Below are 20,742 nucleotides of genomic sequence, written 5' to 3'. Positions count from 1 at the left end.
GGGGCGCTCAGCGCGAGGTGTCGAAGACCTCGTCGCGGGTGGCGGCGAGCGCGGACTCCAGCGCGCCGCGCAGCACGGGATGTTCGTGGACGTCGCCGACGACCAGCCGGGGCCGGGCCGCGGCCAGCTCCTCCAGCTCGGCCTGGACGAGGGCGCGCAGCACCTCGCCGCCGGCCGTCAGGGCGGAGCCGCTGAGGACGACGAGTTCGGGATCGAGGACGGAGACGAGCGAGGCGAGACCGGTGGCCAGCCGGGTGGCGTAGGTCCGCAGCAGCTCCCGGTGCGGGCCGCCCGCGTGGTCGGCGGCGCGGGCGACGAGCAGGGTGGCGGCTTCGGTGTACGGCCCCGGGGGCACGTCCTCGACACCGAGTTCCCGGGCCAGCTTCGGCAGGGCCTGGGAGCCGGCCAGCTCCTGGTAGCCGCCGCTGTTGGCCTTGGTGACCTGCCGGACCAGCGGGGTGCCCGGTACCGGCAGGAAGCCGACCTCGCCGGCGCCGCCGGTCCAGCCGCGGTGCAGCCGGCCGCCGAGGACCAGGGCGGCGCCGAGGCCCTCCTGGTTCCACAGCAGCACGAAGTCCGCGTGGCCGCGGGCCGCGCCGAGCCGCTGCTCGGCGATGGCGACGAGGTTGACGTCGTTCTCGTACTCGACCGGCATCGGCAGGGCCGCCGCGAGGTCGTCGAGCAGTGCGGGGGAGTGCCAGCCCGGCAGGTGGGAGGCGTAGCGCAGCCGCCCGGTGTTGGGGTCGAAGGCGCCGGGCGTGCCGATGACCAGGCGGTGCACGTCGGACCGGGCGAGCCCGGCGGCCTTGACGGCGCCGTCGAGGGCGTCGGTGACCTGCCGGACGACGGGGTGCGCCGGGCGCCGGCCGGGGGTGGGCAGCTCGTACTCGCCGACCGTGCGGCCGGTGATGTCGGCGACGGCGGCCCGGATGCGGTGCGGGGTGACGTCCAGCCCGGCGGCGTACGCGGCCGTGGGGTTGACCGCGTAGAGCTGCGCGTTGGGGCCCGGCCGTCCCTCGCTGGTGCCGGTGACCCGGACCAGTCCGGCCGCCTCCAGGCGGGCCAGCAGCTGGGAGGCGGTGGGCTTGGACAGGCCGGTGAGCTTGCCGATCCGGGTGCGCGACAGCGGCCCGTGCTCCAGCAGCAGGTCCAGGGCGGCGCGGTCGTTCATGGCGCGCAGGACGCGCGGGGTGCCCGGCGTACCGGCGGTTCCTGCCATGGGGTGCGACACCTGCCTTTCCAGCCGCCCAGCTTTTCAGTGACCTGGGCATGACGTCCAGTCTTGATCAACGGCCGCCCGGGAGATCACTGTTAGGAAACTTTCCTATTGGGGTGGGAGGAACGTAAGCCGAGGACGAAGGGGGCGTCAATAGACAACGCCCCCGAGGCAACAGAGTCGTTACCTCGGGGGCGTCGCGGTACGGGGAGTGCCCGGAGTCACTTCACGGTCACGTGGTCGCCGGCGGACGTCTTCGCGCCCGTGGTGGCCGTGCCGGCGAAGACGAAGCGGTAGGTGCCGCTCCTGCCCGCCTTCACCGTGGTGGACAGGGAGCCGCCGGTGCCGGACGTGATCGTCCTGACGTTCGCGTACGCGCCGCCGTCCGCCTTGAACTGGAGGACGACCTTCTGGCCCTTGTACCCGGTGTACGTGCCGGTCGCCCAGGTGGCGCGGGTCAGCTTGCCCTTGACGGTCAGCGTCCGGCCCTTGACGACGGGCTCCGGGGCGGCGTTCACGGTCAGCCGGGCGGCGCGCTTGATCTGCACCGACGCGAGGTTGCCCCACATGGTGAGGTCGTACTCGCTGTGCATGTAGTCGTCCGAGGCGCTGCCGTCGCTGTGGGCGTAGACACCGGCCGCCTTCCAGGTGCCGGCGTCGGTGGCCTCGTACAGCTCCCGGTCCGCGACGGCGACGATCGTCTCGGTGCAGCTCTCGGTGACGGTCGTGTCCGTCGTGGCGGCGGTCGTGCAGACGGGCGCCTTCCGCGGGCCCAGCTCGTTGTCGGGCGACTTCAGCGTGCCGCGGTACAGCAGAACGGCCTGCGCCGTCTTCTCCTGGTCGAAGACCAGGTCCTTCGGCCGGGTCAGGGTGTACGACACCGGCACGTTCACCGCTTTGGTGGTGCCGACCACGATCGGCTTGCCCTTGTTCACGGTCACGCCGGCGAACGTCAGGTCCGGCGTACCGGCCGCCGACGCGGCGGGCGCGGCCAGGCCGGTCAGGGCCAGGGCGCCGGACAGGGCGGTGCCGATGGCGAGCTTGCGCATGTTTCCCCACATTCGACACGGGCCCCCGGGCGGCGTCGCGCTCCAGAGCAAGGGCCCGTTGTGGGGGCGACCCTAGACGATCACCGGATGCGGAGGGAACGTGGGGTTCCTGTGAAGACGATCTGCGTTCGGGCGTGGGTCAAGGGTGCGTCACGAGTGCGTCATGGATGTGGTTTTCGCTGGTCACGGCGCCTGGATTCGGGAGACGGACGGACGCGGGGGGATGGGGCGCGGTGGGGATGGTCGACCGGAGGCTGCTCTGGAGGCTGTGGCCGGCCACGATGTCCGGCTTCGCGCCCTTGCCGACGACGGTGGGCCTGAGCGACGTCGTGGACGGGGATCTGTCCCGGTCGCTCGCCGAAGACCTCGCCGTCACCCGGCTCGTCTGGGCCGTCTTCAGCCTGCTCGCCGCCCTCTACGTGTACGCGGCCCTGCTCCGCCGGGCGCGCGGCACCGGCATCCCGGTCACCGTGGACGTCCTCCGGGCCACGCAGGAGCGGGCGTTCCCGGCGGGGGCGGCGGAGCGGCCGCGGGCGGGGATCGCCGGGTCCGAGCGGGCGTACGACGTGACGGGCGAGACAGGGGCGTGGGACTTCCAGTGGCGCCCGTTCCGCGGCCGGCACGCCGTCACCGGCTCCCTGACGGTGGACCGGTCGTCGGGTGCGGCCCGGGTCCTGCTGCGCGCGGACCAGGGGCTGATGGGCATGCCGGGTCAGCGCAGGGCGAGCGCGTTCGTGGCGGTGTGCCAGGTGACGAGGCTGGGGGAGAGCGAGTGAGGAGCGGCCGGACGGCGGTGGCGGTCATGCTGCTGCTGGGAGCGGTGGCGTGTACGGCGCGGCAGCCGCGTTGGCTCACCGGCACCCGGGGCGCGTCCCTGTCCTGCGGCACCGCCCCCGGCGGGGCGGCGTGGCTCCGCGAGGCCCACCAGCCGGCCTGCGGCCCGCTCAGCCCTCGATGAAGGGGGCGGTGTCCAGGGTGGGGTAGGGCGCCGGGAGGGGGAGCGGCTCGCCGAGGTCGACCTTGATGTCGGTGGCGTAGTACGCCTCGGTGGGGTCGTCGCCGGGGAGGACGGGGTCCGTGTAGCAGTGGGCCGTTGTGGAGTGGCGGTCGATGAGGACGTAGACGGGCACGCCGGCGGCGGCATAGGTACGGAACTTGGGGCCGGTGTCGGTTTCGTGGTTCGTGGAGGTGACTTCGCCGACCAGGGCGAGCATGTCGATGGGGTACCAGCCCTTGTTGGCCTTGCGGTACGACTCGTCGAGCTCGGTCGCTCGGCGATGGCGGACGTAGAAGTCCGGAATGATCAGGCTCATGGTCCTGCCGTCCTCGTGGGCGGCGCGGTAGCCGTTGCCGAAGCCCACAAGGCCGAATCCGGCTAGCCGGAACTGGTAGAACAGTTCCCCGGCGCCGTGATTGTGATTGTCGTTCGGTTGCGGCGGCACGATGACCGTCCCCTCGACATACTCCGGTCGAATAGGCATCGGCGATGCCTCTTCGAACGCGATCAACAGGTCGATGGGGTCCACCTGCGTCATGACCGGCTCCATGATCGGTTCGGCGCTCATCGCTTCTCCTCGTCACACTGATGCCAGGCTAAGCCCACGCCGGGCGCCCCGGCAGAACGATGGGGCACCCCGCGCGCTCCCCGCGCCGGAATGCCCCGTCCGTTCACTCGAACGTGTGTGCCGAGCCGTTCCGTTACTTCCCCGAGGGCGCCGAGCGCTGCGGGACTATCGGGGTGGCCGCCGCCGACTGCGGGGAGTCCGCGTTGGAGTACACCGACGGGGCCGCGACCGCGGCCGTCGGGTCGGGGGCGTCCTGCTGGTCCTCGACGGCCGTCGCACCGCCCACGATGCGGATGCTCGCCGCGTCGAACGCCCGCTTGATCCGCCAGCGCAGCTCCCGCTCCACCGTGACCGACTTGCCCGGCATCGTCCTGGCCGAGACCCGGACCACCATGGAGTCGATCAGCACGGAGTCCAGTCCGAGCACCTCGATCGGGCTCCACAGCAGCTCGTTCCAGGGCTCTTCCTTGCCCATCTTCTCGGCGACCTCGACCAGCGTGGCCTTCACCCGGTCCAGGTCCTCGCTCGCCCGCACGGTCACGTCGACCCCGGCCGTCGCCCAGCCCTGGGACAGGTTGCCGATCCGCTTGACCTCGCCGTTGCGGACGTACCAGATCTCCCCGTTGTCGCCGCGCAGCTTGGTCACGCGCAGCCCGACCTCGATCACCTCGCCGGTCGCCACACCCGCGTCGATCACGTCCCCGACGCCGTACTGGTCCTCCAGGATCATGAACACGCCGGACAGGAAGTCCGTGACCAGGTTGCGCGCGCCGAAACCGATCGCCACGCCCGCGACACCGGCCGACGCCAGCAGCGGCGCCAGGTTGATCTTGAAGGTGCCCAGCACCATCAGCGCGGCCGTGCCGAGGATCAGGAAGCTCGCCACCGACCGCAGCACCGAACCGATCGCCGCCGCCCGCTGCCGCCGCCGCTCGGCGTTCACCAGCAGCCCGCCCAGCGCACTGCCGTCCACCGCCTGCACGGTGCGGTTCATCCGCTCGATCAGCTTGGTGATCGCCCGCCGCACCACCGCCCGCAGTGCCACCGCCACGACCAGGATCAGCAGGATCTGAAGACCCATCGCGAGCCACGTCGACCAGTTCTGCTCGACCCAGCTCGCCGCGTTCGTCGCGCTCTCCTGGGCGTCCTGGAGCGTCGGCACGGCCGGGGCCGACGAGCCCGACGGCGACGGCGAAGGAGACGGCGATGCGCCGGCGGCCAGGACGGCGGCGGGCAGGGACGACACGGCAGGTACCTCCCAGGTGCTGCGCGGTCCGTACCGGCGGGCGGTCAAGGTCACGAAAAGGTCACCGGACGGACAGGACCACCACACTAACGGGGCATTGTGTATGCCTCGCGCCGATCCGCACAGGAGGCGTGCAGGAGAGACGCGGCTCACGCGGGCTTGAACAGGCCATGATCCGGGGGATGAATGAGGGTGTGGTCGAAAACACTCCCAGCCCGTTACCGGGACATGGTGGCGCGTTCACCAGGCATGAGGAGAGACTGACCTCAGATCGTCCCGGCGCGAGCCACGCGCCGCCGACGCCCAAGGAGGCACCCGTGCCGCATGTCCTGGTCCTCAACGCGTCGTACGAGCCGCTCGGCGTCGTACCGCTCCGCCGCGCGCTCGTCCTCGTCCTGGAGAACAAGGCAGTCTCCCTGGAGGAATCCGGCGCCTATATGCACAGCGCGACCGTCACCCTCCCCGCGCCCAGCGTGGTCCGGCTCAAGCGATTCGTCCGGGTCCCCTACCGGGGGCCTGTTCCTCTGACCCGCCGTGCGCTGTTCGCGCGCGACGGGGGCCGGTGCATGTACTGCGGTGGCGTCGCAACCAGCGTCGACCACGTCATCCCGCGCAGTCGCGGGGGCAAGCACGTCTGGGACAACGTGGTGGCGTCCTGCCGCCGCTGCAACCACGTCAAGGCCGACCGTCACCTCGTGGAACTGGGCTGGCGGCTGCGGCACAAACCGGCTCCGCCGACGGGGCTGGCCTGGCGGATCATCGGCACGGGGCATCGTGACCCGCGCTGGTTGCCGTACTTGCAGCCGTACGGCGCGGACGCCGCCCTGGCCCGGATCGACGGCATCTCCGCCTAGTCGGTCCGGGCCGGTGCGTCCGCGCCTGTCAGAAGGGGCGGCGGTGGTTCGTCGGCGGCTGCGGGCGCGTGGGGCGCCTTCGCGCGGTTCCCCGCGCCCCTTCGGGTCGGCTCCGCAGCCCGGAGTTCAGACCCGCGGCCCGTCCGGGCGGGCGCCGCGCGCCGCGTACAGGGCCGCGCCCACCGCGAACGCGGCCAGGGCCACCGCCCAGGCGCCCGGCTGCATCGGCCAGGCCCACACCGTGCCCGCGCGGCCACGCGCGGCGGACGAGCCCAGGTAGACGGCGGACACGTAGGCGAACGCGGGGAGCCAGCTCAGACGGGCGCCCAGGAGGACGGCCGCCGTCGCGGTGACGCCCGTGCAGCCCAGGGTGTTGCGGATGACGGCGGGCGGCCCGAAGGTGTCCGCGTGGCCGAGCACGGCCGGGACGACCAGCAGGGCCGCCAGTGCGGTCAGGGCCGTCAGCTGGGCCAGCCGACGCGGCCACCAGGGGCGCACGGCCGTGCGGTCCAGCTCGTCCGAGGCGCTGTACAGGCTCGCGCCGATCACCGCCGACGCCAGCAGCGGCGTCAGCGCGACGATCGGCACCCGGCGGTCGGGATCGAGGTAGGCGTCCAGCCGGCCGGCCGCCCAGAGGGCGAAGGCGGCGGTGCCGACGAGCGCGGCCAGCGTGGCGGGGAGCGCCCGGGAGCGGGCGTACAGCAGGGGTCCGGTCACAGGGCCGGCACCTCCTTCGAGTCGAGTCCGGTCACAGGGCCGGCACCCCCTTGGCGTCACAGTCGGCGCGGGCCGCGAAATAGGCCGACAGCCACTCCCGGCGCGTCCGCTCGTCCATGCCGGCCAGCCTCGCCCGGGCCGCGCGCCGCTCGCGCAGATCGGCGCGCCGGGTCGCGTCACCCCGGGCGTCGTTCTCGTCGAACGCCTTCTGCGCCGCGGCCGGCGCGAGGTAGTACTCCACCGCGTCGTCCGCCCTGAGCGCCCCCCGGGCCGTCCGGGTCCGCCCGGGACAGTCGTAGCCCTCCAGCGCGGCGACGGCCTCCCACGCGAACTGCTCCGGATCGGTCAGCCGCCCCCGTACGGCCGACCAGCCCAGCGGGGTGATGCCCGGCAGCCGGGCCTCGCCGGCGCGCGGGGCGCCGCCGTGGTCCGCCCACCGCACCGGCAGGTTCCGCACGCCGTGCAGCTTCTCCGTGACCCCCGACAGCGCGTCGCTGACCTGCGGGAGCATCCCGGCGTACCGGGCGTTGACGCACACCGCCGGCGTGGTGGAGGTGTCGCACACCTGACGACGGGCGATCGGATCGGCGTGCCACAGGCCGTTTCCGGTCTGCGTGAGCAGCGTGCCCGCGGCCAGCGCGGCGGCCAGCGGCAGCACGGCCGTCACCCGGCGCCGGGCCGCGTACGCCAGCGCGGCGGCGACCGCCAGCCCGCCCGTCCACACCGCCATGGCCCACGGCTGCCACCACACGGGCAGCCCGCCGGCGAAGGGCGGGACGGACGGACTCAGGGCCCGGCCGGGGGCCGAGAGGTCGGTCGTCACCATCCCGAGGCCCACGTAGCCGGCCATCGCGAGCAGCGGCGCCGCGAGCCGGGTCGGCACCGCCCGGCCCACCACGTGCCCGGTCAGCGCGCCCGCCGCCATGGCGACCGTGTCCCCGGGCAGCAGGGCCGGGTGGGGACGGTCGCCCTGGGCGTAGGGCCAGGTGGCGAGGTGGGCCAGGGCCACGGCCAGCAGGTAGCCCGCGGCCACCCAGACCGTCACGGGCAGCGCCGCGGCCAGCAGACGGGCCAGCGGCGGCCGTACGGTCGTCCCCCACAGCTCCTCGGTACGGCGCCGACGCTCCCGGCCGCCCTGCCAGCAGCCCGCCGCCGCGGCCAGCGGAAGGGTGATCAGCATCGCCGAGTGCACCAGGCCGGCGGTCTCCGACCACCCGCCCTGCCACTGGTCCGCCTTCGCCCACAGCGTCACGCCGAGCGTCAGCAGTACGGCGGCCCCGGCCCAAGGGGCGAAACCCCGCACCCACTCGGCGCGCAGCGGGTGCGGCGCCCGCGGAGCCGCCTTCGGCCCGGTGACGTGTTCGGTGACGAGGGTCATCGCACCGCCTCCCGCGCACCCGGCGCGCGGTGCGCCCGCAGCGCCGCCGTGTACCCGCGCTCGATCGGATGGTCGCCCGGCCCGTCCGACGCCTCGCCGAGCCGGGTGAGCGCCTCGGGCGTGCCCCGGTACGCGACCCGGCCCGCGTCCAGCAGGGTGACCTCGGTGCAGGCGGCGGCCACGTCCTCCACCAGGTGGGTGGAGACCACCACCGTCGCCGAGGCGCCCAGCGCGCGCAGCAGTTCGCGGAACTCCACCCGCTGCTCCGGGTCCAGACCGGCGGTCGGCTCGTCCAGCAGCAGCACGGCGGGGTCGTTGACGATGGCCTGCGCGATGCCGACCCGGCGGACCATGCCGCCGGACAGCGTCCGGACCTTGGCGTCGATACGGTCCGCGAGGCCGACCCGGGCCACCGCCCGCTCCACGGCCGCCGGCACGTCCGCCGCCGGCATCTCCTTCAGCCAGGCCACGTACGCCACGAACTCCCGCACGGTGAAGCCCGGGTAGTAGCCGAACTCCTGCGGCAGATAGCCGAGCCGGCGCCGCACCCCGGCCAGCCCGCGGTGCCCGGCGGTGTCCGCACCGAGCAGCTCCACCCGGCCGGCGTCCGGCCGCGCCACCGTGGCCAGCACCCGGATCAGCGAGGTCTTCCCGGCCCCGTTCGGCCCCAGCAGCCCGTGCACACCCGTGCCGAGCTCCAGATCGAGCGAATCGAGGGCGAGCGTCTTGCGGTGCCGGACCCGCAGGCCGGTCACACGGATGGAACTCATCGTCTCTCCAGGGGAGGGCACGGGGACCCGTCGGCGGGTCCCGGGGTGCGGTCGGGGGCGCGCGTGGGCGCGGCTTCGGCCACGGGCGTCAGGGGTGGGTCGGGGTGTGGTGGGTGGTGGCGTGGAGCCACGGTCGTCAGGGGACCGGGGTGGCGGCCTTTGGTCAGCTGGTCAGCTGGTCAGCGCGGCTGCGGTGCGGGGCTCGCCGAGGGGAAGCGGTGAGGGTGCCGTCACGGGCGCAGCGGGCGGTCGTACGCCGGACGCCGCGCCGTCAGCAGGGTCGCGCTCAGGACGGCCGCCGCCGCCCACGCGCTCTGCGCGGCGACGCCGTCCAGGCAGCGGGAGAGCTGCTCGGCCAGCCGCAGGGTCGCCGCGCCGCCCGGCGCGACGGCCACCGGTGCCAGGACGGCGCACAGCCAGCCGCCGCCCGTCACCCCGGCCGCCGCCCGGCACCCGACGAAGGAGGCCAGGGCCAGCGAGGCCAGCGCCAGCGCCAGCCCGGGCAGCAGCCAGGCCGCCGCGGCCGGGGCGCCGGAGGCGGGCAGCAGCAGCCCGGTGAGGGTCAGCAGCGGCAGGCTCACCGCGAGCACGGCGACCGTCCGGGTGAGCGCGAGCCGCAGCCCGCCGCCCGGTGTGGCCGCGGTGACCTCGTGCAAGGGGTCCGCGTGCGGGCCGTAGGACAGGGTGACCCCGGCGACGGGCACCACGGGAGCGATGGCCAGCAGCAGCGCGCGTGCCCCCGGGAACCCGGCTCCGTAGGACAGGGCCAGCGCGGCCACGGCCACGCCCAGCACGGCCGGCAGCCAGGCCCCGCGCACGGCGGGCCCAGCGGCCCACAGCAGCCGGGCGAACCGCGACACCACGGGCCGCCCACCGAGCACCGCTTCCGTCGGTCCGGCCGCCCCCGCCGCGGGCGTCATCGCCGCCCGGCCGAGCACCGCCTCCCCCGATACGGCCGCCCCCGGCGCCGATTCCAGCACGGCAGCCCGTACCGCCGCCAGTACCGTCCCCGCCGCCGTGCCGCCCACCGCGGCCGACACCCGGGACGCGCACCTCGCGCAGTCCTCCACGTGTTTCTCCAGGGACCAGGCGTCCGGGTCCGGCAGGGTGCCCTCGGCGTAGCGGGTCGCCTGGTCGTCGGGGACGTGCCACTGGTGGCTGTCGCGGTGGGTCATGCCGTGCCTCCCAACGGGGACGGGTTCAACTGGGCCAGCGCTTCGCGCAGTTCCGCGCGGGCGCGGCGGGCCCGGGACTTGACCGTGCCCTCCGGGATGCCGAGGAGCCGGGCCGCCTCACGGGTGCTCAGCCCGTCGACGACCGTCGCCCGCAGCACCTCCCGCAGCTCGGGGGAGATCCGGTCGAGCGCGGTGCCCACATCGCCGTACTCCAGACCCGCCAGCACCCGGTCCTCGGCGGACGGCGCGGCGGCGGACCCGTACCGCCCGGAGGACTCCGGCTCCGGCAGCGGTTCCGCGACCCGCGCGGCCCGCTCCTGCGCCCGCCGCGCGTCGACCAGCCGGCGCGCGGCGATCGTCCACAGCCAGCCGCCCGCCTCCTGCCCGCGGTGCCCGGCCGCCGACCGCCACACCGTGACGAACGTGTCCTGGAGCACCTCCCGCACCAGCTCGGGGTCGGCGCACCGGCGCGTCAGCCGCGCGTGCAGCCACCCGGCGTGCCGGTCGTACAGGGCGGCCATCGCCGAGGCGTCCCCCTGCGCGACGGCCCGCAACAGGGCCGCGTCCCCGCCGCTCCCGTCGTCCTTCTCCCGCTGGCCCCCCATGGGGCGGAACAGTCTCACACCCCTTCTATCGATCACCGGACCGGCGCCGGATCACCCGGATCACCCCCGGCACCGGGTTTTGCCGCGCGTGGCGGCGGGCTCACGGGGTAGGGCTGCCGTGACCCGTCCGAAGCCGCAGCACCCGCGCACCGACAAGGAGGCCCCCGTGGCCGCACCGGCCCGACTCACGATCCCGGCCCAGCTCAAACCCGTGGCGGAGCCGTCCGCCGAGACCGGTACGACGCCGCTGTGCGTCTTCAGCGCGGAGAGCGCCTGCGCGCAGGCACCGCTGACCAGCGAGCCGCCGCTGCCCGACGCCGAGCCCCTGACCAGCGAGCCCCCGCTCGCCGAGGCCGCCCCGCTGACCAGCGAGTCCGACCCGGTCCCGGACTCCTTCGCGCCGGGGCTGTAGATGGCCGCGGCGCCCGACGAGCACCCCACCGAGGACCTCGCCCGGCTCGCCGGACTGCACGGGGTCGCCACGTCCTACCGCCCCGCCCCGGACCGCACCGTCCAGGTCCCCGCCTCCGCCGTCACCGCCGCCCTCGCCGCCCTCGGCGTCGACGCGGCCGGCCCGGACGCCGTGCGCGCCGCCCTCGCCGCCCGGGAACGCGAGCTGCGCGAGCGCCTGCTGCCGCCGACGGTGGTCCAGTGGGCCGGCGCGGAACCGCCCGCCGCCCTCACCGCGCTGCCCGCCGGCACCCGGCTGCGCGTCGAGACCGAGGACGGGGCGGAACGGGACGACGTCGGGGATCTTCCGCTCGGCGTCCACCGGCTGACCGCCACCGCGCCCGACGGGCGGACCGGTGAGGCGTGCCTCGTCGTCGCCCCGGACCGGCTGCCCGCCCCGCCCGGCCGCTCCTACGGCCTGCTCGTCCAGCTCTACTCCCTGCTCTCCCGCCGCTCCTGGGGCATGGGCGACCTCGCCGACCTCGCCGAGCTGGCCGGCTGGGCCGGACGCACCGCCGGTGCCGGGTTCGTCCAGGTGAACCCGCTGCACGCGGCCGTACCGGGCGCCCCCACCGACCCTTCCCCGTACCGCCCCTCCTCCCGCCGCTTCCCCGACCCCGTCCACCTGCGGATCGAGGACGTCCCCGAGTACGCGTACGTCGAGGACCGCGAGCGGCTGGGCGGGCTGCTGGAGCGGGCCGGGCGGCTGCGCGCCGCCGTCCTGGACAAGGGCGCCCTCATCGACCGGGACGCGGTGTGGGAGCTGAAGCGGGAGGCGCTGGAGCTGGTTGCGCGGGTCCCCCTCGGGCCCGGCCGCCAGGCCGCCTACGACGCCTTCCGCGCCGCCCACGGCCGGGCCCTGGACGACCACGCCACCTGGTGCGCCCTCGCCGAGGTCCACGGCTCCGACTGGCACCGCTGGCCGGACGGGCTGGACGACCCCCGCTCGGCCGCCACCGCCCGGGCGCGGGGGGAGCTCGCCGAGCGGGTGGAGTTCCACACCCGTCTCGCCTGGCTCACCGACGGCCAGCTCCGCGCCGCCCAGCGCGCCGCCCGCGAGGCCGGCATGCCGGTCGGGATCGTGCACGACCTGGCCGTCGGGGTGCACCCGGCGGGCGCCGACGCCTGGGCCCAGCAGGACGTGTTCGCCGCCGGGATGTCCGTCGGCGCCCCGCCGGACGCCTTCAACGCGCGCGGCCAGGACTGGGGTCTGCCGCCCTGGCGCCCCGACCGGCTCGCCGCGACCGGCCACGCCCCCTACCGCGATCTCCTGCGCGCCCTGTTCCGCTACGCCGGCGCCCTGCGCATCGACCACGTCATGGGCCTGTTCCGGCTCTGGTGGGTCCCCCAGGGCAGCCCGCCCACCGACGGCACCTACGTCCGCTACGACGCCGACGCCATGCTCGCGATCCTGGCCCTGGAGGCGACCCGCGCGGGCGCCGTCGTGATCGGCGAGGACCTCGGCACCGTCGAGCCCGGCGTGCGCGAGACGCTCCAGCGGCGCGGGGTGCTCGGCACCTCCGTGCTCTGGTTCGAACGGGACTGGGAGGGCGACGGCCGCCCGCTGCCGCCCGAGCACTGGCGCGCCGACTGCCTGGCCACCGCCACCACCCACGACCTGCCGCCCACCGCCGCCCGGCTCACCGGCGACCACGTCGAACTGCGCGACCGCCTCGGCCTGCTGACCCGTTCGGCCGCCGAGGAACGCGCGGAGGCCGCCGCCGACGCCGCGGAGTGGCTCGCCCTGCTCGGCAGCCTCGGTCTGCTGGACAGCCCGGCGGCCGGACCACCCGGATCCGACGAGGAGGAGGAGATCCGCGCCGTCCACCGCTTCCTGCTGCGCACCCCCGCCCGGCTGGTCGGGGTCTGGCTCCCGGACGGCATCGGCGACCGCCGCCCGCAGAACCTGCCGGGCACCTGGGACGAGTACCCGAACTGGCGGCTGCCGGTCGCCGACGCCGACGGCCGCCCGGTGCCGCTGGAGGAACTCGTCGCCTCACCCCGGCTGAAGGCCCTGCTGGAGGTGCTGCGCTGAGTGCCCCGGCCCCCGTACGGGCACCCCGGCCGCGCGGCCCCGACGGCGGTTCGCTAACTTGATTCCGTGGACAAGAAGAACGCCCTGCGCGCCGGCGCCCTGGCCGCCGGTACGACGCTGATGATGCTGCTCATGTCGTCCCCCGCGCTCGCGCTGACCCGCGACGACGGCGACGACCCCGGCAAGGGCCTGAGCGTCATCCAGACGCTGGGCCTCTACGTCTTCGCCCCGGTGGTGCTGTTCCTGGTCATCGCCGGTCTGGTCATGGCCCTCGACAAGTCCCGGTCCAAGAAGGACACCACGTCGTCCAACATCGACGTCCAGTCCGACGCCCGGGCCAAGGCCTGAGCGACCGTCGGTCCGTTCGCCGGGGGCGCCGCTCCCCCTGCCGGTACGCGCGCACGCCGTACCCGGCGGGGACCGGCGCCCCCGGCGTTTTCGTGAGCGTCCCCCCGCGGCCCTGGTCGGCCGTCGCGTCCAGCAGCTTCCGCAGCGGGCCGGTCGGGGGTCCGGCGCGGTCGGACGGCGCCGCACCGTCGGGCCCGGCCACGCCCCTGTACGAGGCGCTGCGCGGCGGAGGGTTGGTGCTGATCACCCCGGAGCCGTACGAGGCGGCCCGGCCGCGCGGACCGGCCGGCCGCGGCCGGCGGGCGAGCGGCCGTCGTACCGCCGTGCCGGTGCGCCCCGACGGCTACGCGGCCTGGGCCGCCGACCAGGCCGGTCCGGCACGGACCGAGGCGGCACTCGCCCGGGGACCTGGGTGACGGCTACTCGGCCGTCGCGTCCAGCAGCTTCCGCAGCAGGCCGGCCAGGTGGCCGGCCTCTTCGGCGTCCAGGGCGGACAGGGCGGCGCTCTCCTGGGCCAGTCCGGCGCCCACCGCCTCGTCGATCAGCCGCAGCCCCTCCTCGGTGAGGGTGACCCGCAGGCCGCGCCGGTCGTGCGGGTCGGGGGAGCGACGCAGCAGTCCCGCGCCCTCCAGTTTGTCGAGCCGGCCGGTCATCCCGCCGGTGGTGAGCATGAGCGTGGCCGACAGCTCGCGGGGCGAGAGGGTGTACGGCTCGCCGGACCGGCGCAGGGTGGCCAGGACGTCGAACTCGCCGCGGGAGATGCCGTAGGGCTTGTACGCCCTCTCCATCCGGTCGCCCATCGTGCGCGAGAGCCGGAAGATCCGGCCGAAGACCTCCATGGCCCGGGTGTCCAGGTCGGGCCGCACGCGCGCCCACTGCTCGATGATCGCGTCGACGGTGTCCGCGGACTGTGGCTGCATGCGGAGAGTATCGACGGCATTCCGCTCGCCCGCAAGAAAGCCACTTGACGCTAAGTAGCTTGAGGCTAAGCTACTTAGCGGTGAGCCGCTACAGGCACCCACGCCCTTCGGAAGGGGCCCTGCCATGCCGTCCCGTCCCCTCACCCCGGTCGTCGCCGTGACCGCCCTCGCCCCCATCTCCTGGGGCACCACCTACGCGGTCACCACCGAGTTCCTGCCGCCGGACCGCCCCCTGTTCACGGCCCTGGCGCGGGCCCTGCCCGCCGGGCTGCTGCTGCTCGCGCTCACCCGGGTGCTGCCGCGCGGTGCCTGGTGGGCCAAGGCGGCCGTGCTCGGGGCGCTGAACATCGGTGTGTTCTTCCCGCTGCTGTTCGTCGCGGCGTACCGGCTGCCCGGCGGAATGGCCGCGGTCGTCGGCTCGGCCGGACCGTTGTTCGTCGTCGGGCTCTCCGCCCTGCTCCTCGGTCGGCGACCGGCCCCGCGCATGCTGCTCACCGGGCTGGTGGCCGCGTTCGGCGTCAGCCTCGTCGTGCTGAAGGGGGCCGGCGCGCTCGACCCCGTCGGCGTCCTCGCGGCCCTCGCGTCCACCGCCGCCATGGCCGCCGGCACCGTGCTGACCAAGCGCTGGGGCCGCCCGGACGGGGTCGGTCCGCTCGCCCTCACCGGCTGGCAGCTCACCGCGGGCGGCCTGCTCATCGCTCCGGTCGCGCTTCTGGCCGAGGGCGCCCCGCCCGCCCTCGACGCCCGTGCCGCCGGCGGCTACCTCTACCTCGCCCTGGCCAACACGGCCGTCGCCTACTGGCTCTGGTTCCGCGGCATCGGCCGGCTCCCCGCCACCCAGGCCGCCTTCCTCGGCCCCCTCTCCCCGCTGACCGCGGCGGTCGTCGGCTGGGCGGCCCTCGGCCAGACGCTCACGCCGGTACAGCTCGCGGGCATGGCGCTGGCGTTCGGGGCGACGGTGGCGGGGCAGTTCGGAGGCGGGCGAGGACAGTCCACCGGACGGAGGCGGCGGCCGGGCGGTCACGGTCCGTCGCTGTCCGAGATGCTGACTCACCGAGGCCCGGTTAGCGTGAAGTAAAAGGGCCGCGATCAGGGGTGTGCCCGCCGCAGGCGGCGAGTGCCCTGGATCACCGGGGCCGGCAGCCGTTGTGGCCAGGGCTGCTGCTCGTCCCCCGCGGCAACGCCTATGACCGCGCCGTGCCACGTTCGCACCGCGGCCGCGGCCATCGCCCCCGGACCGGAAACCCCGCGAGGGCGTGGAAGGAAGGTAGCCCATGACAGCACGTAGCGTGAGGCGTCTCTTCGCGGTATCCGCCGCCGGCGTCCTCCTGGCGGGTGGTGCCGCGATCGGTACGGCGGGTACGGCCTCGGCGGCCACCCCGCACCAGGTCACGACCAACCGCGGCTGCTTCGACCGCGGCTTCGGCTTCGGGAACAACTGCTTCGGCAACGGCTTCCGCAACGGCTTCCGCAACGGCTTCCGCAACGGCTTCCGCAACGACTTCTTCGGCTCGGGCTTCGTCCCCGGCTTCGGCGGCGGGGGTGTCGTGGTGGTCGTCGTCAACTGACGGCCGATCACGCTCCCGAACCGCTGAACCCCACCCCGATGCCGGACGGGCCCCAGCCCGCCCGGCATCGGCATGCCGCCACCGCCGAACAGGTCACTCCGGCGAGAACTCGTACTGCAACTCGTAGAGGTGACCTGCCTTGACCATGACGGTGGCTTCGATGGGCCGGTCGTCGTCGCTGTAGACCACGCGCAGGGTACGGAGTACCGGAAGATCGCTGGGCAGCCGCAACGCCTGGTACTGCTCCTGCGTGGGGACGCGCGCGGAGACCCGGTCCACGCTCAGGCGGGGCGGAAGACCGAGTCCGGCGAGCAGGGCCGGGGTACCGCCCCTGATCTTCCGCTTCTCCGTGAGGGCCGTCCCCCTGGCCATGGCCGCGGGATAGTACGACGTGACCAGTTCGACAGGCTCTCCGTCGATGGACAGCACCTGGTGCCGTAGGAAGACCGTCTCGTCGTCGGCGATGCCCAGGGCCGCCGAGACGTCGGCAGGAGGCCTGACCTCGCTCACGTCCAGCAGGGTGCTGCGGGCCTCCGAGCCGAGTTTCCCGGCCTCGGTCAGCCAGCGGTAGGGCTGTCCCGCCTCGGCCGGCTGCATGTACGACGCGGGGCGCATGGTGCGCTGGCGACGCTCGCGGACGGTGATGGACGCTCCGGCCCGTCCGATCACCAGCCGCTCGTCCTTGAGGAGCTGGAGCGCCTTCTGAATGGTGGCATTGGAGGCGTCGAACCTCTCCTTGAGCCGAGCGGTGGACGGCAGGGCGGTGCCCGGTGCCAGATCGCCGCTCAGGATGTCGTCCCGGAGGTCGGCGGCGATCCGCTCGTGCAGGGACCGCCGGTCCTCGGTGCCGCTGTCGGTGGTGGCCACGGTCATCCGATCCGCATCTCGTAACGCAACCGCTGTCTGTGCGCCGGCATGACCATCATGTCGACTTGTATGGGCCGGTCGCTGCCGTCCAGCGTGACCCTGCTGAGCTTGAGGACCGGCTCGTCCGGTTCCAGGCGCAAGGCGTCGCGCTCCTGCGCACTCGGCAGCCGAGCGGTCACGTCCTCACGCACCCGCCTGCCGACGTGGCCGAGTTCCGCGAGCAGGGTCACCGCTCCGCCAGGGATCTTGCCTCTCTCGGCGAGACGGGTTCCACGGGCGATCTCGGCTGGGTAGTACGTGTCCGTCAACTCGCAGGGCTCGTCGTCGAGCTGAATGATGCGGCGGCGCACCACGACCGTCTCTCCCGCGGGCAGCCCGAGGAGGGCGGCGACCTCTTCCGGCGCGGGCACTTCACCGGCCCGCACGATGCGCTGGGTGCCCTTGCCGCCGCGCGCCGCAGCCTCGGCTCTCCAGGCGTCGGACTGCCCCTGCATCGGTGGTGTCAGATACGGCATCGAGGTGCTGACCCACGCGCTGTCGCTCACGCTGTCCTCCTCCGTCTGGAGCTTGCCGACGTCAGCCGGCGTGCGGAACGGAAGCCGGAGGTCGAAGTGCGGGTGCTCCGGCTCGCCCTGTGCTGGTGGCCCTGCGCTGAAAAGACCACCAACACGCAGGGGCGCCCGGTGTGGCACCGGGCGCCCCCGTCGTCGTACCGGCGGTTACTCGGCGGAGCCCGCCGCGTCCGCCGCCTGGGCCTTCAACGCCCGCTCGATGCCCGCGCGGGACTCCGAGACGAGGCGGCGCAGGGCCGCGGTCGGCTCGGCCGAGGCCAGCCAGGCGTCCGTCTTGGCCAGGGTCTCCTCGGAGACCTGGACGGACGGGTAGAGGCCGATCGCGATCTGCTGGGCGATCTCGTGCGAACGGGAGTCCCAGATGCCCTTGACGACCTCGAAGTACTTGTCCGTGTACGGCGCGAGCAGCTCCCGCTGGTCGGTCTGCACGAAGCCGCCGATCACGGCCTCCTGCACCGCGTTCGGCAGCTTGTCGGAGTCGATGACCGAGGACCAGGCCTCCGCCTTCGCCTCCTGCGTCGGGCGGGCCGCGCGGGCGGTGGCCGCGTGCCGCTCGCCGGCCGCAGTCTTGTCCCGCTCGTACTCGCCCGCGATCTCCGCCTCGTCGTACCGGCCGACGGCCGCGAGCCGCTCAACGAACGCCCAGCGCAGCTCGGTGTCCACGGCCAGGCCCTCGACGGTCTGCGTGCCGTCGAGCAGGGCCTCCAGCAGGTCCAGCTGCTCCGGGGTCCGCGCGGTCGCCGCGAAGGCGCGCGCCCAGGCCAGCTGGTGGTCGCCGCCCGGCTCGGCCGCGCGCAGGTGGGCCAGCGTGGCGTCGGTCCAGCGGGTCAGCAGGGCCTCGCGGGCGGCCGGGGCGGCGTACAGGTCGATGGCCAGCTTGACCTGGCGGTGCAGGGACTGCACCACGCCGATGTCGGACTCCTTGCCGATGCCCGACAGCACCAGGGAGAGGTAGTCGCGGGTGGCCAGCTCGGCGTCCCGCGTCATGTCCCAGGCCGACGCCCAGCACAGGGCGCGCGGCAGGGACGCCTCGAAGTCGCCGAGGTGCTCGGTGACGGCCTTCAGGGACTCCTCGTCCAGGCGGACCTTCGCGTACGACAGGTCGTCGTCGTTGAGCAGGATCACCGTCGGGCGGCGCTTGCCCGTCAGCTGCGGTACGGCCGTTCGCTCCCCGTCGACGTCCAGCTCGATCCGCTCGGTGCGCACCAGCTTGCCGGCGTCGGAGAGGTCGTAGAGGCCGATCGCGATGCGGTGCGGGCGCAGGGTGGGCTCGCCCTTGGCGCCGGCCGGGAGCGCCGGGGCCTCCTGGCGGACGGCGAAGGACGTGATCACGCCCTCGGCGTCGGTCTCCACGTCCGGGCGCAGGATGTTGATCCCGGCCGTCTCCAGCCACTTCTTCGACCAGGTCTTCAGGTCACGTCCGGAGGTCTCCTCCAGGGCGCCCAGCAGGTCGGACAGGCGCGTGTTGCCGAACGCGTGCGCCTTGAAGTACGCCTGCACGCCCTTGAAGAACTCGTCCTCGCCGACGTAGGCGACGAGCTGCTTCAGGACGGAGGCGCCCTTGGCGTACGTGATGCCGTCGAAGTTGACGAGGACGTCGTCCAGGTCGCGGATGTCCGCCATGATCGGGTGCGTGGACGGCAACTGGTCCTGCCGGTACGCCCAGGTCTTCATCGAGTTCGCGAACGTGGTCCACGAGTGCGGCCAGCGCGAGCCGGGGGCCGCGGCCTGGCAGGCGATGGAGGTGTAGGTGGCGAACGACTCGTTCAGCCACAGGTCGTTCCACCACTCCATGGTGACCAGGTCGCCGAACCACATGTGGGCCAGCTCGTGCAGGATGGTCTCCGCGCGGACCTCGTACGCCGCGTCGGTCACCTTGGACCGGAAGACGTACTGGTCGCGGATGGTCACCGCGCCCGCGTTCTCCATGGCGCCCGCGTTGAACTCGGGCACGAAGAGCTGGTCGTACTTCTTGAACGGGTACGCGTAGTCGAACTTCTCCTGGAACCAGTCGAAGCCCTGCCGCGTGACCTCGAAGATCGCGTCGGAGTCGAGGAACTCGGCGAGCGAGGGCCGGCAGTAGATGCCGAGCGGCACGGACTGCCCGTCCTTCTCGTACACGCTGTGCACGGAGTGGTACGGGCCCACGATCAGCGCGGTGATGTACGTCGAGATCCGCGGGGTCGGCTCGAAGACCCAGACGTTGTCCTTCGGCTCCGGGGTCGGCGAGTTGGAAATGACCGTCCAGCCCTCGGGCGCCTTCACGGTGAACTGGAAGGTGGCCTTCAGGTCCGGCTGCTCGAAGGAGGCGAAGACGCGGCGGGCGTCCGGGACCTCGAACTGGGTGTACAGGTACGCCTGGTCGTCGACCGGGTCGACGAACCTGTGCAGGCCCTCGCCGGTGTTGGTGTAGGCGCAGTCCGCGACGACCCGCAGGACGTTGGGCCCCTCCAGCAGGCCGGGCAGGGCGATCCGCGAGTCCTTGAAGACCTCGGCGGCGTCCAGGTGGTCACCGTTGAGGACCACCTCGTGGACGGCCGGGGCCACCAGGTCGATGAAGGACTCGGTGCCGCCGCGGGCCACGTCGAAGCGCACCGTGGTCACGGACCGGTAGGTACCGCCCTCCTGCGCGCCGGAGAGGTCGAGATCGATCTCGTACGAGTCAACGGTGAGCAGCTCGGCCCGCTGCTGCGCCTCTTCGCGAGTCAGGTTTGTGCCAGGCACGCGGTCATCTCCTCGTTATGTGTCGGTTGCGTCATCCTTCCATGGGATCGAGGGGGAACGCGATGTCCGTATCCCGCCGGTCGGCGCGGCGTCGCGGCGGGACGCTGGGCGCATGACCACGTACCCCGCACGGCCCGTCCCGGCCGAGGTCCTCAAGGAGCTGCGCACCGCCGACGACGCCGGCCGCCCCATGGCGGCCGTGCCGGACGCGGAGGGCGGCGCCCCGCTGCGCTGCTGCCTGCGCCACAGCACGCCGGGCGAGCTGATCGCCCTGGTCTCGTACGCGCCGCTGCGCCGCTGGGCGGCCGGGACGGGCGCCGACCCGGGCGCCTACGACGAGCAGGGCCCCGTCTTCATCCACGCCGGGGAGTGCCCCGGCCCGGCCGGCGACGCCCTGCCCTTCACCGGCTCCCACCGCGTCCTGCGCCGCTACTCGGCCGACGGCCGCATCCTCGGCGGCCGTCTGGTGGAGCACGCGGACGCCTTCGGCCCCGCCCTGACGGAGGCCTTCACCGACCCGCGGGTGGCCGTGGTGCACGTGCGGGCGGTGGAGTACGGGTGCTTCCTGTACGAGGTGCGCCGGGGGTAGGCCGCACGGGCCCGGCGCCCGCGCTGGTGCCGGGCCACGGGCGGCACCGGGACACGGGAAAGGGGCGGCCGGGAGGGGCCGCCCCTTGCCGGGA

General features: G+C 74.1%; 23 protein-coding genes. 10 read left to right on the top strand and 13 right to left on the bottom strand.

Annotated features, from left to right (window positions below; translation table 11 throughout):
- Positions 1 to 7 precede the first annotated feature (7 nt).
- The gene (locus IE273_RS02120) at positions 8 to 1,219 is read right to left on the bottom strand and encodes an ROK family transcriptional regulator (RefSeq protein WP_189813380.1); all 1,212 of its coding nucleotides are present in this window, start codon (positions 1,217 to 1,219) and stop codon (positions 8 to 10) included.
- A 218-nt stretch (positions 1,220 to 1,437) separates the two neighbouring features.
- A complete protein-coding gene (locus IE273_RS02115; RefSeq protein WP_189813379.1) occupies positions 1,438 to 2,265 on the bottom strand; it encodes a hypothetical protein in 828 nt (275 codons plus the stop codon).
- A gap of 239 nt (positions 2,266 to 2,504) precedes the next feature.
- Between IE273_RS02115 and IE273_RS02110 the strand changes: the two genes are divergently transcribed.
- Both IE273_RS02110 and IE273_RS02105 read left to right on the top strand, forming a co-directional pair.
- Positions 2,505 to 3,041, top strand: coding sequence for a hypothetical protein (locus tag IE273_RS02110; RefSeq protein ID WP_189813378.1), 537 nt, complete (start codon positions 2,505 to 2,507; stop codon positions 3,039 to 3,041).
- Positions 3,038 to 3,223, top strand: a complete 186-nt coding sequence (locus IE273_RS02105) for a hypothetical protein (RefSeq protein ID WP_189813377.1) — start codon at positions 3,038 to 3,040, stop codon at positions 3,221 to 3,223. Before IE273_RS02110 ends, IE273_RS02105 begins: the two co-directional genes overlap by 4 nt.
- On the opposite strand, the gene IE273_RS02100 is transcribed toward IE273_RS02105, so the two are convergent.
- Positions 3,210 to 3,830 (bottom strand): Uma2 family endonuclease, encoded by a 621-nt coding sequence (locus tag IE273_RS02100; protein WP_189813376.1) that lies wholly within the window; start codon positions 3,828 to 3,830, stop codon positions 3,210 to 3,212. The two genes, IE273_RS02105 and IE273_RS02100, sit on opposite strands and share 14 nt — an antisense overlap.
- A 133-nt stretch (positions 3,831 to 3,963) precedes the next feature.
- Positions 3,964 to 5,076 (bottom strand): mechanosensitive ion channel family protein, encoded by a 1,113-nt coding sequence (locus tag IE273_RS02095; RefSeq protein ID WP_189813375.1) that lies wholly within the window; start codon positions 5,074 to 5,076, stop codon positions 3,964 to 3,966.
- A 317-nt stretch (positions 5,077 to 5,393) separates the two neighbouring features.
- On the opposite strand from IE273_RS02095, the gene IE273_RS02090 reads away from it, so the two are divergent.
- Positions 5,394 to 5,930: an HNH endonuclease gene (locus tag IE273_RS02090; protein WP_189813374.1), complete on the top strand. Its 537-nt coding sequence runs from the start codon at positions 5,394 to 5,396 to the stop codon at positions 5,928 to 5,930.
- A gap of 126 nt (positions 5,931 to 6,056) precedes the next feature.
- Here the strand turns inward: IE273_RS02090 and IE273_RS02085 are convergent, their stop codons facing one another.
- The 5 genes from IE273_RS02085 to IE273_RS02065 all read right to left on the bottom strand — a co-directional run bounded on the left by IE273_RS02085 (position 6,057) and on the right by IE273_RS02065 (position 10,575).
- Positions 6,057 to 6,647: a hypothetical protein gene (locus tag IE273_RS02085; RefSeq protein ID WP_189813373.1), complete on the bottom strand. Its 591-nt coding sequence runs from the start codon at positions 6,645 to 6,647 to the stop codon at positions 6,057 to 6,059.
- A gap of 31 nt (positions 6,648 to 6,678) precedes the next feature.
- Entirely contained in the window at positions 6,679 to 8,025 is a 1,347-nt protein-coding gene (locus tag IE273_RS02080; protein WP_189813372.1) for a hypothetical protein, read from the bottom strand.
- Positions 8,022 to 8,795 carry an ABC transporter ATP-binding protein gene (locus IE273_RS02075; RefSeq protein WP_189813371.1) on the bottom strand — a complete coding sequence of 258 codons (774 nt, stop codon included), beginning with the start codon at positions 8,793 to 8,795 and terminating at the stop codon, positions 8,022 to 8,024. Before IE273_RS02075 ends, IE273_RS02080 begins: the two co-directional genes overlap by 4 nt.
- A gap of 230 nt (positions 8,796 to 9,025) precedes the next feature.
- Positions 9,026 to 9,970, bottom strand: coding sequence for a zf-HC2 domain-containing protein (locus tag IE273_RS02070; protein WP_189813370.1), 945 nt, complete (start codon positions 9,968 to 9,970; stop codon positions 9,026 to 9,028).
- Positions 9,967 to 10,575, bottom strand: a complete 609-nt coding sequence (locus tag IE273_RS02065) for an RNA polymerase sigma factor (protein ID WP_189813705.1) — start codon at positions 10,573 to 10,575, stop codon at positions 9,967 to 9,969. Before IE273_RS02065 ends, IE273_RS02070 begins: the two co-directional genes overlap by 4 nt.
- Positions 10,576 to 10,741: 166 nt before the next feature.
- On the opposite strand from IE273_RS02065, the gene IE273_RS02060 reads away from it, so the two are divergent.
- The 4 genes from IE273_RS02060 to IE273_RS44880 all read left to right on the top strand — a co-directional run bounded on the left by IE273_RS02060 (position 10,742) and on the right by IE273_RS44880 (position 13,824).
- Positions 10,742 to 10,987 carry a hypothetical protein gene (locus IE273_RS02060; RefSeq protein ID WP_014672753.1) on the top strand — a complete coding sequence of 82 codons (246 nt, stop codon included), beginning with the start codon at positions 10,742 to 10,744 and terminating at the stop codon, positions 10,985 to 10,987.
- Complete coding sequence (malQ, locus tag IE273_RS02055) at positions 10,988 to 13,060, top strand: 4-alpha-glucanotransferase (RefSeq protein ID WP_189813369.1); 2,073 nt, start codon at positions 10,988 to 10,990, stop codon at positions 13,058 to 13,060. It begins immediately after the preceding gene.
- A 66-nt stretch (positions 13,061 to 13,126) separates the two neighbouring features.
- On the top strand, positions 13,127 to 13,408 hold the full coding sequence (locus IE273_RS02050; RefSeq protein ID WP_189813368.1) for a hypothetical protein: 282 nt from the start codon (positions 13,127 to 13,129) through the stop codon (positions 13,406 to 13,408).
- 92 nt (positions 13,409 to 13,500) lie between these two features.
- Positions 13,501 to 13,824, top strand: a complete 324-nt coding sequence (locus IE273_RS44880) for a hypothetical protein (RefSeq protein ID WP_189813367.1) — start codon at positions 13,501 to 13,503, stop codon at positions 13,822 to 13,824.
- 3 nt (positions 13,825 to 13,827) lie between these two features.
- Here the strand turns inward: IE273_RS44880 and IE273_RS02040 are convergent, their stop codons facing one another.
- Positions 13,828 to 14,328 carry a MarR family winged helix-turn-helix transcriptional regulator gene (locus IE273_RS02040; protein ID WP_189813366.1) on the bottom strand — a complete coding sequence of 167 codons (501 nt, stop codon included), beginning with the start codon at positions 14,326 to 14,328 and terminating at the stop codon, positions 13,828 to 13,830.
- 124 nt (positions 14,329 to 14,452) lie between these two features.
- On the opposite strand from IE273_RS02040, the gene IE273_RS02035 reads away from it, so the two are divergent.
- Together IE273_RS02035 and IE273_RS02030 are read left to right on the top strand one after the other, a co-directional pair.
- Positions 14,453 to 15,406 carry an EamA family transporter gene (locus IE273_RS02035; RefSeq protein ID WP_189813365.1) on the top strand — a complete coding sequence of 318 codons (954 nt, stop codon included), beginning with the start codon at positions 14,453 to 14,455 and terminating at the stop codon, positions 15,404 to 15,406.
- A gap of 196 nt (positions 15,407 to 15,602) precedes the next feature.
- On the top strand, positions 15,603 to 15,896 hold the full coding sequence (locus IE273_RS02030) for a hypothetical protein (RefSeq protein ID WP_229887040.1): 294 nt from the start codon (positions 15,603 to 15,605) through the stop codon (positions 15,894 to 15,896).
- Between the two features lie 93 nt (positions 15,897 to 15,989).
- Here the strand turns inward: IE273_RS02030 and IE273_RS02025 are convergent, their stop codons facing one another.
- The 3 genes from IE273_RS02025 to pepN form a co-directional block, all read right to left on the bottom strand.
- On the bottom strand, positions 15,990 to 16,769 hold the full coding sequence (locus IE273_RS02025; RefSeq protein WP_189813364.1) for a GntR family transcriptional regulator: 780 nt from the start codon (positions 16,767 to 16,769) through the stop codon (positions 15,990 to 15,992).
- Positions 16,766 to 17,308, bottom strand: coding sequence for a GntR family transcriptional regulator (locus IE273_RS02020; protein WP_189813363.1), 543 nt, complete (start codon positions 17,306 to 17,308; stop codon positions 16,766 to 16,768). The genes IE273_RS02025 and IE273_RS02020 overlap by 4 nt, the downstream gene beginning before the upstream one ends.
- Positions 17,309 to 17,482: 174 nt before the next feature.
- A complete protein-coding gene (gene pepN / locus IE273_RS02015) occupies positions 17,483 to 20,059 on the bottom strand; it encodes an aminopeptidase N (protein ID WP_189813362.1) in 2,577 nt (858 codons plus the stop codon).
- Between the two features lie 112 nt (positions 20,060 to 20,171).
- Between pepN and IE273_RS02010 the strand changes: the two genes are divergently transcribed.
- Positions 20,172 to 20,648: a DUF1203 domain-containing protein gene (locus IE273_RS02010; protein WP_189813361.1), complete on the top strand. Its 477-nt coding sequence runs from the start codon at positions 20,172 to 20,174 to the stop codon at positions 20,646 to 20,648.
- Positions 20,649 to 20,742 lie beyond the last annotated feature (94 nt).

The organism is Streptomyces olivaceoviridis, assembly GCF_014650115.1.
Taxonomy (GTDB): domain Bacteria; phylum Actinomycetota; class Actinomycetes; order Streptomycetales; family Streptomycetaceae; genus Streptomyces; species Streptomyces olivaceoviridis.
This window is presented reverse-complemented; position numbering and strand designations above follow the sequence as displayed.